At 68.8% G+C, this 13,193-nt stretch carries 12 protein-coding genes and 1 tRNA gene; 9 read left to right on the top strand and 4 right to left on the bottom strand.

Annotation, left to right across the window (positions count from 1 at the left end):
- Positions 1–34: 34 nt before the first annotated feature.
- Complete coding sequence (locus tag ACIQCY_RS10425) at positions 35–274, bottom strand: hypothetical protein (RefSeq protein ID WP_400483820.1); 240 nt, start codon at positions 272–274, stop codon at positions 35–37.
- A 272-nt stretch (positions 275–546) separates the two neighbouring features.
- Here ACIQCY_RS10425 and ACIQCY_RS10420 point away from each other — a divergent pair, with 272 nt between their 5' ends.
- Positions 547–792 carry a helix-turn-helix domain-containing protein gene (locus ACIQCY_RS10420; RefSeq protein WP_400483819.1) on the top strand — a complete coding sequence of 82 codons (246 nt, stop codon included), beginning with the start codon at positions 547–549 and terminating at the stop codon, positions 790–792.
- Positions 793–1,257: 465 nt separating this feature from the next.
- Here the strand turns inward: ACIQCY_RS10420 and ACIQCY_RS10415 are convergent.
- Positions 1,258–1,330 (bottom strand) — tRNA-Lys (locus ACIQCY_RS10415).
- A gap of 194 nt (positions 1,331–1,524) precedes the next feature.
- On the opposite strand from ACIQCY_RS10415, the gene ACIQCY_RS10410 reads away from it, so the two are divergent.
- Entirely contained in the window at positions 1,525–2,544 is a 1,020-nt protein-coding gene (locus tag ACIQCY_RS10410) for a 2-hydroxyacid dehydrogenase (RefSeq protein ID WP_400483818.1), read from the top strand.
- Here the strand turns inward: ACIQCY_RS10410 and ACIQCY_RS10405 are convergent.
- Positions 2,528–2,998 (bottom strand): hypothetical protein, encoded by a 471-nt coding sequence (locus tag ACIQCY_RS10405; RefSeq protein ID WP_400483817.1) that lies wholly within the window; start codon positions 2,996–2,998, stop codon positions 2,528–2,530. The two genes, ACIQCY_RS10410 and ACIQCY_RS10405, sit on opposite strands and share 17 nt — an antisense overlap.
- 231 nt (positions 2,999–3,229) lie before the next feature.
- Between ACIQCY_RS10405 and ilvD the strand changes: the two genes are divergently transcribed.
- The 7 genes from ilvD to metG all read left to right on the top strand — a co-directional run bounded on the left by ilvD (position 3,230) and on the right by metG (position 13,054).
- Complete coding sequence (ilvD, locus tag ACIQCY_RS10400) at positions 3,230–4,933, top strand: dihydroxy-acid dehydratase (RefSeq protein WP_400483816.1); 1,704 nt, start codon at positions 3,230–3,232, stop codon at positions 4,931–4,933.
- Positions 4,934–5,290: 357 nt separating this feature from the next.
- Positions 5,291–7,171, top strand: a complete 1,881-nt coding sequence (locus tag ACIQCY_RS10395; RefSeq protein WP_400483815.1) for an acetolactate synthase large subunit — start codon at positions 5,291–5,293, stop codon at positions 7,169–7,171.
- A 2-nt stretch (positions 7,172–7,173) separates the two neighbouring features.
- A complete protein-coding gene (gene ilvN / locus ACIQCY_RS10390) occupies positions 7,174–7,686 on the top strand; it encodes an acetolactate synthase small subunit (protein ID WP_400483814.1) in 513 nt (170 codons plus the stop codon).
- 54 nt (positions 7,687–7,740) lie between these two features.
- Positions 7,741–8,766, top strand: a complete 1,026-nt coding sequence (gene ilvC / locus ACIQCY_RS10385) for a ketol-acid reductoisomerase (protein WP_400483813.1) — start codon at positions 7,741–7,743, stop codon at positions 8,764–8,766.
- Positions 8,767–8,899: 133 nt separating this feature from the next.
- On the top strand, positions 8,900–10,492 hold the full coding sequence (gene serA, locus ACIQCY_RS10380; RefSeq protein ID WP_400483812.1) for a phosphoglycerate dehydrogenase: 1,593 nt from the start codon (positions 8,900–8,902) through the stop codon (positions 10,490–10,492).
- Positions 10,493–10,503: 11 nt separating this feature from the next.
- Positions 10,504–11,433: an acetamidase/formamidase family protein gene (locus ACIQCY_RS10375; protein ID WP_400483811.1), complete on the top strand. Its 930-nt coding sequence runs from the start codon at positions 10,504–10,506 to the stop codon at positions 11,431–11,433.
- 46 nt (positions 11,434–11,479) lie between these two features.
- The gene (gene metG, locus ACIQCY_RS10370) at positions 11,480–13,054 is read left to right on the top strand and encodes a methionine--tRNA ligase (RefSeq protein ID WP_400483810.1); all 1,575 of its coding nucleotides are present in this window, start codon (positions 11,480–11,482) and stop codon (positions 13,052–13,054) included.
- Positions 13,055–13,089: 35 nt separating this feature from the next.
- Here the strand turns inward: metG and ACIQCY_RS10365 are convergent.
- Positions 13,090–13,193, bottom strand: a 104-nt coding sequence (locus ACIQCY_RS10365; protein ID WP_400484001.1) for an integrase core domain-containing protein, incomplete at its 5' end; no start/stop codon positions are given.

Below are 13,193 nucleotides of genomic sequence, written 5' to 3'. Positions count from 1 at the left end.
TCTAGGCGTGGGCGGAGCACGTTAAGAATGAGAGCTAGACCAGGTCGCTGTCGATCGGGTCGGTGAGGTCGGGCCCCGCGGATCCCGTGCGGAGGCGTCGGAGGATCTCCCCGACCAGTTCCATGTCTGGCGCGCTCATCAGGGCAGCCCGTGTACCAGCTGCCTCGATGTCCTTGGGCTGTAGGAACCCGGCGGCGAGAAACGCGGGCACCACGGGTGTGTCATACGCCCGGCAGATGGCCACGATCGGCCGGGGCTTCACCTCGCCGGCCATCTGCCTAGTCAGCGTCCAGTGTCCCAAGCCCGAGCGGGCGGCGATTGCACGCCAGCTGTCGCCGTCCGTGACGCGCTGAATGTAAGTCCGAAGTTCCTTGTTCGCCACCTCGCCCTGAGGGACTTCTGCATCATCAGGCAACAGGAACCCCACCAGTCATAAGAAAGCCTCGGGCAACAATTCCCACCAGACGTGGGGGACGTTGCCCGGCAGCGAAGGAGCGGTGCATACGTGCACCACAGCGTTCCAAGAATGCGACAGTGGAGGCAGTCATGGCGGAGCTCAGGATCAAACCCGGGCTACTCCAGCGCCTCCGCGAAATCCGCAACATCCCCAGTGAGGAGCACCAAGTCAGGCGGATGGGCGTGGACCGGTCAACCTTGCGCCGCGTGGACCGCGGCGCTACACCTTCCGGAGCGTTCATAGCAGCCCTCTGTGAGACGTTCGACTTGGGGATAGGGGAAGCCTTCGAGATTGTCTCCACCAGCACACCCCAGAAGAGCAAACATCACCCATGAATATCGGCGATGCCGGGAAGCAGTACCCATGGGGGGACAGCAGTACGTGAAAGGAATGGTCTCAGTGACGAGCACGCCGATGGTGAGCGCAACCGCCCAGCATCCGGAGGGCTACACGCAGGACGGCGGCAACCCTGAGGTGTGGTGGGGGGGAGGGCTACGCCGGCGCCGGCTACTACCTCGGGCCAGCCTGGACGGCGGCCGAGGGGCATCGCCTGCTGGTCGACGTGGACGGCGGCCTGGACCCGGCAGCGGCGGCGACCATGGCGGCCGACCTGAGCCGCTGGAGTGCCCAGGTCAGCGAGTAGGGAAGAGGCGGTTCCGGGCCCCGGGCCGCCTTTTTCGTGCCCTCCGTGAACGGACGAATCACTATGAAACTTCGACTCAACTTAGAGCGGGTCCATCCCGAGGCAACAAAAAAGCGGTCCCACCAGGCGTTGTGCCTAGCGGGACCGCTATGTGTTGTGCACCCCTCGGGACTTGAACCCGAAACCCATTGATTAAGAGTCAATTGCTCTGCCAATTGAGCTAGAGGTGCTGAGCGTTTTCCCTTCCGATTTCACCCGGTCGGATCATCCGCAACAGCATGAAACTCTACCAGCACTTCGGCCGAAACATGAAACCGGGCCCTCGGCCGCCGCCACTGCGGGGTGGCCGCACGGGCGGATCGGCCGGGTGCGGCAGGGGGTGCGGCGCGGGGTGCGGCACGGGGTGCGGCGCTAGGCTGGCGCCATGACGAGCCATCCCGTGACCGCCGATACCCGAACCGTCCGTCTCCTCAGTGTCCCCTCCGCCGACCTGCGGGACGCCCTGGCCGATGCGTCTCCGGGCGTCGAGGTGGTGCTCTGGGACTTCCAGGCCGAACCCGAGGGATTCGATGCGGCAGACCTCGACGCCGCCGTACTGCCCTACACGGGCCGCGCCCACCTCGACGGCGCGCTCGACGCCGCGAGGAACCTCAAGCTCGTCCAGACGCAGTCCACGGGCTACGACGGCGTCGCGGACCTCGTCGGACCGGATGTCGCGATCGCCACGGCGGCGGGGGTCCATGCGGCGGCGACGGCCGAACTCGCCGTCGGGCTCGCCCTGGCCTCGCTACGGGGGATCGACGACGCCGTGCGGCAGCAGGCCGAGGGGCGATGGCAGAGCGCGCGCTACCCGGGACTGGCGGACCGCCGCGTCCTCCTCGTGGGCGTGGGCGGGATCGGCGAGGAGATCCGCAAGCGCCTCGCGACCTTCGAGGCGACCGTCACGAGGGTCGGCAGCGCGGCACGGAACGACGCCCTGGGGCACGTCCACGGGAGCGACGAACTCGTGGAGCTCGCCGCACACCATGACGTCGTCATCGTGATCACGCCGCTCAGCGACGGCACCCGCGGGCTGATCGGGCGCGAGGTGCTGGCGGCACTTCCGGACGGCGCGCTCGTCGTCAACGTCGCCCGCGGCGCGGTCGTCGATACCGACGCCCTCACGCGCGAGGTGCTGGCCGGGCGGCTCAGGGCGGCGCTCGACGTCGTCGATCCGGAGCCGCTTCCCGAGGGCCACCCGCTGTGGAGCGCTCCGGGAACGATCATCACGCCCCACGTGGGCGGCAACACGGGTGCGTTCCCGCCCCGGATCCTCGCGCTGCTCCGGCGCCAGGTGGAACTGCTGGGGGAGGGGAAGGAGCCCGACAACCTGGTGCGGCGCGGGCCCTGGGGGCACCGGGTCCTGGACCAGGAGCCGGGACCGGACCTCAGGCCATGGCGATGAACGCGTCCATGAACGAGGTGAAGTCGGCCACGTCGGCGTCCTGGGCCAGCTGCGGGGGCGTACCGGGGCCGATATCGAGCACCGGCCTCGCGCTCACCGTGAACCGGAAGGTCCGTCCGGTGCTCGTACCGACCTCGTAGCTGTCGTCCGCGTCCCACTGCAGGGCGTGCGCGAGGTTGGTCATGTTGATCTCCACGGGCACGCCCGCGCCCGAGATGGCGGCGAGGTCCACCGGGGCGATCATCAGCTCGACGGGCTTCCAGCGGTAGCCGACCACATAGCCCGTTCCCGGTGCCGCCGCCTCCCGGGCGCTCCGCGCCTGGGGAGCCGCGAAGACGAGGTTGTAGTCGCCGTAGTTCGGGATCTGCGAATCGAAGACCAGGCGGAGGGCGTTCTTCAGGCCCTGTCCGCCGTCGATCGGTCGGCCGGTGTCGTGGGGCTCGTCGGGAGTCATATCACGCCGTTGCGGTAGGAGGCTGTCGGGGTGGTACCCGAGAAGTGCTCGTGGTGCGCTCGGCAGGCGGGCCCCCGATTCGCCCGCGGAACCACACTGTACCGGAGCCCCTGCCGGCGGCACGAGGATCCGCCCGGCCGGACGCAGTGCCTTCCCGGGAGCCGGCAGGAGGCTGTAACAGGAGGGTCATATGGCGAAACGTGCCTGCAACACGGGCCTAGAATCGAATTCATGAGCGTGGAACCAACTGTAGACATCAAGCCGAGAAGCCGCGTCGTCACGGACGGGATCCATGCGGCGCCGTCCCGCGGGATGCTGCGTGCCGTGGGCATGGGTGACGAGGACTTCGCGAAGCCGCAGGTCGGTGTCGCAAGCTCCTGGAACGAGATCACCCCCTGCAACCTGTCCCTGAACCGCCTGGCGGAGGGAGCCAAGGAGGGGGTGCGCGACGCGGGAGGGTTCCCGATGCAGTTCGGCACGATCTCGGTGTCCGATGGAATCTCGATGGGCCACGAGGGCATGCATTTCTCGCTCGTCTCCCGTGAGGTGATCGCGGATTCGGTGGAGACCGTGATGCAGGCCGAACGCATCGACGGCTCCGTGCTCCTGGCAGGCTGTGACAAGTCCCTGCCGGGCATGCTCATGGCCGCGGCGCGGCTCGACCTCGCCTCCGTGTTCCTGTACGCGGGAACGATCATGCCGGGGTTCGCCAAACTCGAGGACGGCACCGAGAAGGAGGTCACGCTCATCGACGCCTTCGAGGCGGTCGGCGCCTGCGCCGCCGGGAAGATGAGCCTGAAGGACCTCGACAGCATCGAACGTGCCGTCTGCCCCGGGGAGGGTGCCTGCGGCGGGATGTACACCGCGAACACCATGGCCTGCATCGGTGAGGCCCTCGGGATGTCGCTCCCCGGCTCCGCGGCTCCGCCGTCGGCCGACCGCCGTCGCGACCTCTTCGCCCGGAAGTCCGGCGAGGCCGTCGTCAACCTGCTGCGCCTCGGCATCACGGCCCGCGACATCATGACCAAGAAGGCGTTCGAGAACGCCATCGCGGTCACCATGGCCTTCGGCGGCTCGACCAACGCCGTCCTCCACCTGCTGGCGATCGCCCGCGAGGCCGAGGTGGAGCTGACGCTCGACGACTTCACGCGCATCGGTGACCGGATCCCGCACCTCGGCGACCTCAAGCCCTTCGGCCGCTACGTGATGTTCGACGTCGACAAGGTGGGCGGCGTGCCGGTGATCATGAAGGCGCTGCTCGACGCCGGCCTGCTGCACGGCGACTGCCTGACGGTGACCGGCAAGACCCTCGCGGAGAACCTCGCGGAAATCGACCCGCCGGACCTCGACGGCAAGATCCTGCGCGCGCTCGACAACCCGCTGCACAAGACCGGCGGCATCACCATCCTGCACGGCTCCCTGGCCCCCGAGGGTGCCGTCGTGAAGAGCGCCGGCTTCGATGCCGACGTCTTCGAGGGCACCGCCCGCGTCTTCGAGCGTGAGCAGGGTGCACTGGACGCGCTCGACGCCGGCGACATCCAGGCCGGCGACGTCCTCGTCATCCGCTATGAGGGACCCAAGGGCGGCCCCGGTATGCGCGAGATGCTCGCCATCACCGGCGCGATCAAGGGTGCCGGCCTCGGCAAGGACGTCCTGCTGCTCACCGACGGCCGCTTCTCCGGAGGAACCACGGGGCTGTGTATCGGCCACGTGGCGCCCGAGGCGGTCGACGGCGGCCCCATCGCCTTCGTGCGCGACGGCGACCGCATCCGCGTCGACATCGCGGCGAAGAGCTTCGACCTCCTCGTCGACGAAGCGGAGCTGGAGCAGCGCAGGGTGGGCTGGGAGCCGCTCCCGGCCCGCTACACCAAGGGCGTCCTGGCGAAGTACGCGAAGCTCGTGCACTCCGCGTCCATGGGCGCCTACACGGGCTAGGGATCGGCAGGGCGGCATCCGGGCGGAGGGAGACCTCCCGACCGGGTGCCGCGCCCGGCGGTCCAGCTCCTGGACACCCTGTCCACGATGCGAGACGGGAAGGGGTGCGGTTGACACCCTTTCGCGAGGGCGTGGAAACTACAGGTATGCAGCTCGAATCCGTAGTCGTCGTCCTTATACAGCGCGTGGCCTGAAGCCCGTCCGTAGACGACTACAGTCACGCGCAACCCCTCGCAGAGCCCGACAAGGCTGAGGGGTTTTTTTGTTGACACACCTGTCGGCACAGAGGAAGCGCGCGGAAGTCAGTCCGCAGTCATAGCTGCACCAGTGCAGCGAACGTTCCAAAGGAAGTCTGAGATGTCCAAGGGATCGCCCATCAGCCCAGCGCTGCTGGCAGCAAGGCCAGCACCTCCCGCAGCACCTGCGCGTGAGGCCGCGCCCGCCGTCCCGGCGAGCGCCGTCCGTGGCCCGAACAAGGTCATCGGCCCCACCGAGATGCTCGGCTCCGCGGCAATCGTCCGATCCCTCGAGGAACTCGGCGTCGACGACGTCTTCGGCCTTCCCGGCGGAGCCATCCTCCCGACCTACGATCCCCTCATGGCCTCCTCGAAGCTCCGCCACATCCTCGTGCGGCACGAGCAGGGCGCAGGCCACGCCGCGCAGGGCTACGCCATGGTCACGGGCCGCCCCGGCGTCTGCATCGCGACATCCGGTCCGGGTGCCACCAACCTCGTGACCGCCATCGCCGACGCCCACATGGACTCCGTGCCGATGGTCGCCATCACGGGCCAGGTCTCCAGCGCCTTCATCGGCTCGGACGCGTTCCAGGAAGCCGACATCGTCGGCATCACCATGCCCATTACGAAGCACTCCTACCTCGTCACGGACGCCCAGGACATCCCGCGCGTGCTCGCCGAGGCGTTCCACATCGCGACCACCGGGCGTCCCGGCCCGGTCCTGGTCGACATCGCCAAGGATGCCCAGCAGTCGAAGATGACGTTCTCCTGGCCCCCGAAGGTCGACATCCCCGGCTACCGGCCCGTGGTACGCGGGCATTCGAAGCAGGTGCGCGAGGCGGCGCGGCTCATCAGCGCCTCGCAGCGTCCCGTGTTCTACGTGGGCGGCGGCGTCGTCAAGGCGCACGCCTCGGCGGAGCTGAAGGAGCTCGCCGAGCTGGTGGGCGCTCCCGTGGTGACCACGCTCATGGCGCGCGGCGTCTTCCCCGACTCCCACGACCAGCACGTGGGCATGCCCGGCATGCACGGCTCGGTCTCGGCCGTGACGGCCCTGCAGCAGGCAGACCTCCTGATCACGCTCGGCGCACGCTTCGACGACCGCGTGACGGGCGTGCTGTCCAGCTTCGCCCCGAACGCGAAGGTCATCCACGCGGACATCGACCCCGCCGAGATCTCCAAGAACCGCACGGCGGACGTGCCGATCGTCGGCTCGGTCAAGGAGATCATCCCCGAGCTGACCGCCGCTGTCCGTGACTCGTTCGAGGCGCAGGAGCGCCCTGACATCTCCGCCTGGTGGAAGACCATCCGCCACCTGCGCGAGACCTACCCCGTGGGCTTCACCCAGCCCGACGACGGCCTGTCGGCTCCGCAGCAGGTCATCAAGCGCATCGGCGAGCTCACGGGACCCGAGGGCGTCTTCGTCTCCGGCGTCGGGCAGCACCAGATGTGGGCGGCGCAGTTCATCCAGTACGAGCGCCCGCACGCCTGGCTCAACTCCGGCGGCCTCGGCACCATGGGGTACTCCGTGCCCGCGGCGATGGGCGCCAAGGTCGGCAACCCGGACCGCGTGGTGTGGGCGATCGACGGTGACGGCTGCTTCCAGATGACCAACCAGGAACTCGCCACCTGCGTGATCAACAACATCCCCATCAAGGTCGCGGTCATCAACAACTCCTCGCTGGGGATGGTGCGGCAGTGGCAGACCCTCTTCTACGAGGGCCGCTACTCGAACACCGACCTCAACACCGGCCACGACACCGTCCGCGTCCCCGACTTCGTGAAGCTCGCCGACGCCTACGGCTGCGTCGGCCTGCGCTGCGAGCGGGACGAGGACATCGACGCCACCATCGAGCAGGCACTGGCCATCAACGACCGCCCGGTCGTCATCGACTTCGTGGTCAGCCGCGACTCGATGGTGTGGCCGATGGTGCCCTCCGGCGTCAGCAACGACCTCATCCAGATCGCCCGCAACATGACCCCGACCTGGGAGCAGGAGGACTGACCATGGCACGACACACCCTTTCCGTGCTCGTCGAGGACGTACCCGGCGTCCTGACCCGCGTGGCCAGCCTGTTCGCGCGGCGCGCGTTCAACATCAACTCGCTTGCGGTCGGACCGACCGAAGTCGCGGGCATGTCCCGCATCACCGTTGTGGTGGAAGCCGAGGGAGACCTCCTCGAGCAGGTCACCAAGCAGCTGAACAAGCTCATCAACGTCCTCAAGATCGTCGAACTCACCACCGAGCAGTCGGTGCAGCGCGACCACATCCTGATCAAGGTCCGGGCGGACGCGGCGACGCGCCTGCAGGTGACCCAGGCCGCGGACCTGTTCCGCGCGTCCGTCGTCGACGTGGCGATCGATTCGCTGATCATCGAGGCGACGGGCACGCCCGAGAAGCTCTCGGCGCTCCTGTCCGTGCTCGAGCCGTTCGGCATCCGGGAGATCGTGCAGTCGGGCACCCTGGCGATCGGCCGGGGCGCGAAGTCGATGAGCGACCGCGCGCTGCGCAGCGCCTGACGCACACCATCCCTCCACAACTTCCCAGTACCACCCACCCAAGGAGAAACACCCGTGACCGAGTTGTTCTATGACGACGATGCAGACCTTTCGATCATCCAGGGCCGCACCGTGGCCGTCATCGGCTACGGCAGCCAGGGCCACGCCCACGCGCTCAGCCTGCGTGACTCCGGCGTCGACGTGCGCGTCGGCCTGAAGGAAGGATCGGCGTCGCGCGCCAAGGCCGAGGCCGAGGGCCTCCGGGTGCTCTCGGTCGCCGAGGCCACCGCCGAGGCGGACCTCATCATGGTGCTCACGCCCGACCAGGTGCAGCGGCACGTGTACAAGGACGACATCGCGCCGAACCTGCAGGCCGGCGACGCGCTGTTCTTCGGCCACGGCTTCAACATCCGCTACGGCTACATCCAGCCCCCGTCCGACGTCGACGTCGCCCTCGTGGCGCCCAAGGGACCGGGGCACATCGTCCGCCGCGAGTTCGAGGCCGGCCGCGGCGTCCCCGACCTGATCGCCGTCGAGCAGGACGCCTCGGGCAAGGCACGCGACCTCGCGCTGTCCTACGCCAAGGCCATCGGCGGCACGCGCGCCGGCGTCATCGAGACGACCTTCACCGAAGAGACCGAGACCGACCTGTTCGGCGAGCAGGCCGTGCTCTGCGGTGGCGCCTCGCAGCTCATCCAGTACGGTTTCGAGACGCTGACCGAGGCCGGCTACAAGCCCGAGGTCGCGTACTTCGAGGTACTGCACGAGCTCAAGCTCATCGTCGACCTCATGGTCGAGGGCGGCATCGCCAAGCAGCGCTGGAGCGTGTCCGACACGGCGGAGTACGGCGACTACGTCTCCGGACCCCGCGTGATCACCCCCGAGGTGAAGGAGAACATGAAGGCCGTCCTCGCGGACATCCAGAACGGTGCCTTCGCCCAGCGCTTCATCGACGACCAGGACGCCGGAGCGCCCGAGTTCACCGAGCTGCGCAAGAAGGGCGAGGACCACCCCATCGAGAGCACGGGCCGTGAACTCCGCAAGCTCTTCTCGTGGATCAAGACGAATGACGACTACACCGAGGGCTCGGTAGCGCGCTAGCGCCTCCCCCTTTCCGGCAGGGCACCTGATCGACGCTCAGTGACGAGCAGGTGCCCTGCCGGACCTGTGTCCACCCGGCCCGTTCCCGGCCCATCCCGCCTGATCCGCACGCCTCCAGCAGAAGGAAACCCCCGTGACCACCAAGCCCGTCGTCCTCCTCGCCGAAGAACTCTCACCCGCCACCGTCCAGGCGCTGGGTCCCGATTTCGAGATCCGCAGCACCGATGGCGCCGACCGTTCGCAGCTCCTCGGGGCCCTGGCCGACGTCGACGCCGTCCTGGTCCGCTCGGCGACGCAGATGGACGAGGAGGCCATTCGGGCCGCCCCGAAGCTGAAGGTCATCGCACGTGCGGGAGTGGGCCTGGACAACGTCGACATCAAGGCCGCGACGCAGGCCGGCGTCATGGTCGTGAACGCCCCGACGTCGAACATCATCTCCGCGGCCGAGCTCACGGTCGGCCACATCCTGAGCCTGGCCCGCAACATCCCGCAGGCGAGCGCGGCGCTGAAGGCGGGGGAGTGGAAGCGCTCGAAGTACTCGGGCTCGGAACTGTACGAGAAGAACATCGGCATCATCGGGCTCGGCCGCATCGGCGCCCTGGTCGCCGCCCGCCTCCAGGGCTTCGGCACGCAGATCCTCGCCTACGACCCCTACGTCACCTCCGCGCGCGCCGCGCAGCTCGGCGTGCAGCTCGTGTCCCTCGACGAACTGCTGCGCGAATCCGACTTCGTGACGATCCACATGCCGAAGACCCCCGAGACCGTGGGGATGCTCGGTGCCGACGCCTTCGCCCTCATGAAGGACACCGCGTACGTGGTGAACGTGGCGCGCGGCGGGCTCGTCGACGAGGCGGCACTGCATACCGCCCTCGAGCAGGGCCAGATCGCCGGCGCGGGCGTGGACGTCTTCGTGAAGGAGCCGAGCACCGACCTCCCGTTCTTCGCCCACGACAGCGTCGTGGTGACACCGCACCTCGGCGCCTCGACGGAGGAGGCCCAGGAGAAGGCGGGCATCTCCGTCGCGAAGTCGGTCCGGCTCGCACTGGCCGGCGAACTCGTGCCCGATGCCGTCAACGTGGCAGGCGGCGTGATCGACCCGGCCGTCCGGCCCGGCATCCCGCTCATGGAGAAGCTCGGGCGCATCTTCACCGCCCTCACCCACGCCTCGCTGACGCAGATCGAGATCGAGGTCGCCGGCGAGATCGCGTCCCTCGACGTCAAGGCCCTCGAACTCGCCGCCCTCAAGGGCGTCTTCACCGACGTCGTCTCGGAGCAGGTCTCCTACGTCAACGCACCCGTCCTCGCGGAGCAGCGCGGCATCAGCTCCCGGCTGGTCACCACGCCCGAGTCCGAGGAGTACCGCAACGTGCTCCGCCTGCGCGGGGCGCTGTCCGACGGAAGCCAGATCTCCGTGGCGGGGACCCTCACCGGGCCCAAGCAGGTGGAGAAGCTCGTCGGCGTGAACGGCTACGAGCTGGAGATCCCCATCAGCGACCACCTGCTGGTGCTGCTGTACACGGACCGTCCCGGCGTGATCGGCACGCTCGGCCGCCTCCTCGGCGAGCGCGACATCAACATCGCGGGCATGCAGGTCTCCCGCAACAAGGAGGGAGGCCAGGCGCTGTCCCTCCTGACCGTCGACAGCGCGGTGCCGCAGGAGGTCCTCGACGCCATCCGTGCCGAGATCGGTGCCACCGTGGCACGTGAAGTGGACCTCCAGGACTGAGGGGACCCTCCATGGCCACGCACCATCTCGCCGCCGAGCAGTCGACCGCGGTGCAGGTCCTGTCGAGGGACACGCCGCCCGTCCTCCGGATCGAGCCGGGGGACCGCGTGGTCGTCGAATCGCTCGACGCCTGGGGGCACCTCGCACGGCAGGACACGCCCGGAGCGGCGACGCCCTACCGGTTCCCCGACCGCCGCGGACACGCGCTCACGGGGCCCATCGAGGTGGCCGGGGCCGAGCCGGGGGACGTGCTGGCGGTGCGGTTCGACGCGCTCGAACCCGCCGACTGGGGCTGGACCGTGGCCGGCAAGCGGGATGATGCCTTCACCCGCAGCCTGGGCCTCGAGGGCACGGACCCGGCGTGGCTGCTGTGGGACCTGGACCGGGATGCCGGAACGGGCACCGACCAGTACGGGCACGTCGTCCGCCTCGCCCCGTTCCTCGGCGTGGTGGGGCTGCCGCCCGCCGAGCCGGGGGAGCATTCCACCACGCCACCGCGCGCGGCCGGAGGCGGCAACATCGACTGCCGCGAGCTGACGGCCGGCTCCACGCTCTTCCTGCCCGTCACCGTGCCCGGCGCCCTGCTGCACCTCGGGGACGGGCACGCAGCACAGGGGGACGGCGAGGTGGGCGGCACCGCCATCGAGTGCGGGATGACGACGACGGTCACGGTCGACGTCGTCCGGGACGCTCCGCCGGCGGGCATCCACGCGGTCACGCCCACGGCACGCATCACCTTCGGCTTCGACGCGGACCTCAACCGGGCGACGGCCGAGGCGCTCGGGGCGATGCTCACGTGGATGCAGGAACTCCATGGCCTCGAACGGAAGGCCGCGCTGGCCCTCGCCAGTTCCGTCGTCGACCTCCGGGTCACGCAGATCGCCAACCAGACGTGGGGTGTGCACGCCGTCCTGGGGATCGACGCCGTCACGACGGCGTGAGCGCCGCACTTGGGCAAATACGGGTGGGCCGGGGTAATTTCATAGGGTGACCTCCCCAGCTGACGCAAAGCCCTCGTTCTACATCACCACGGCCATCTCCTACCCCAACGGCGTGCCGCACATCGGGCACGCCTACGAGACGATCGCCGTCGACGCCATGGCGCGCTTCAAGCGCCTGGACGGGTTCGAGGTCATGTACCTCACGGGCACGGACGAGCACGGGCTGAAGATGCAGCAGGCGGCGGACCGCGAGGGCATCCCCGTGCGCGACCTCGCCACGCGCAACGCGCAGGCGTTCCGGGACATGAACGACGTCGTCGGCACCTCCTACGACCGCTTCATCCGCACCACCGACGAGGACCACTACGCCGCCGCGACCGGGATCTGGAAGCGCATGGAGGCGAACGGGGACATCTACCTCGACAAGTACGCAGGCTGGTACTCCGTGCGGGACGAGGCGTTCTGGGGCGAGGACGAGACGGAGGTCCGCGAGGACGGCGTGCGGTACGCCAAGGAGACCGATACCGAGGTCACGTGGACCGAGGAGGAGAGCTACTTCTTCCGGCTCTCCGCGTACCAGCAGAAGCTCCTCGACCTGTACGAGTCGCAGCCGGAGTTCGGGGCACCCCAGCCCCGGTTCAACGAGGTCATCTCGTTCGTCCGGCGCGGACTCGAGGACCTCTCCATCAGCCGCACCACCTTCGACTGGGGCGTCCCGGTGCCGGGCGACGACCGCCACGTCATGTACGTCTGGGTGGATGCGCTCACCAACTACCTGACCGGCGTCGGGTTCCCCGACACCGAGTCGGAGCGCTTCCGCAGGTTCTGGCCCGCCGACGTGCACGTGATCGGGAAGGACATCTCCCGCTTCCACGCCATCTACTGGCCGGCCTTCCTCATGTCGGCGGGGCTCGAGGTGCCCAAGCGCGTCATGATCCACGGCTTCCTGCACAACCGGGGCGTCAAGATGTCGAAGTCGCTCGGCAACACCGTGGCTCCTGCCGACTGGGTGGACCAGTACGGACTGGACTCCGTGCGCTTCTTCCTCCTCCGGGAGGTCCCGTTCGGCGCGGACGGCTCCTACAGCCACGAGGCCGTCGTCGGCCGGATGAACTCCGACCTCGCGAACAACTTCGGCAACCTGGCGCAGCGCTCGCTCTCGATGGTCGCCAAGAACTGCGACGGCGCCGTCCCGCAGCCGGGGGAGCTCACGCCCGCCGACACGCAGATCCTCGACCAGGCGCACGCCCTGCTGGGAGCGAGCCGTGCCGCGTACGACCGGCAGGAGTTCTCCCGGGCGCTCGAGGCCGTGTGGACCGTGCTCGGGGACACGAACGCGTACTTCGCCGACCAGCAGCCCTGGGTCCTTCGGAAGACGGACCCCGCACGCATGAACACGGTGCTGTACGTGACGTTGGAGGTACTCCGGGTGGTGGCCGTCCTGGTCCAGCCCGTCATGCCGACCAGTGCGGGGCAGATCCTCACGGCGCTCGGCCAGGGGACCGCCGACGACGACCCCAGGCGCCTCTTCGAAGCCCTCGCACGGCGCATCGAGCCGGGAACCGTCCTGCCCGCACCGTCCCCGGTGTTCCCCAAGTACGAGGAACCCGCCGGGGCCTGAGCGCGCCGATCGCTTCCTGCGGGGCCTAGTTGTACTTAGACAGCAGGTTGGTTGCACCGGGTAATGGGTGGTTTGCCTCCGAGGCTGCCGTGGGGGCGCTGGTGGTTGTAGAAGTGTAGCCAGTGGTGGAGAGCGTCGG

This window comes from Arthrobacter sp. NPDC092385, from assembly GCF_044755105.1.
Lineage (GTDB): Bacteria > Actinomycetota > Actinomycetes > Actinomycetales > Micrococcaceae > Arthrobacter_D.
The sequence above is the reverse complement of the archived record's forward strand: the minus strand, read 5'-3'. Positions and strand labels throughout refer to the sequence as shown.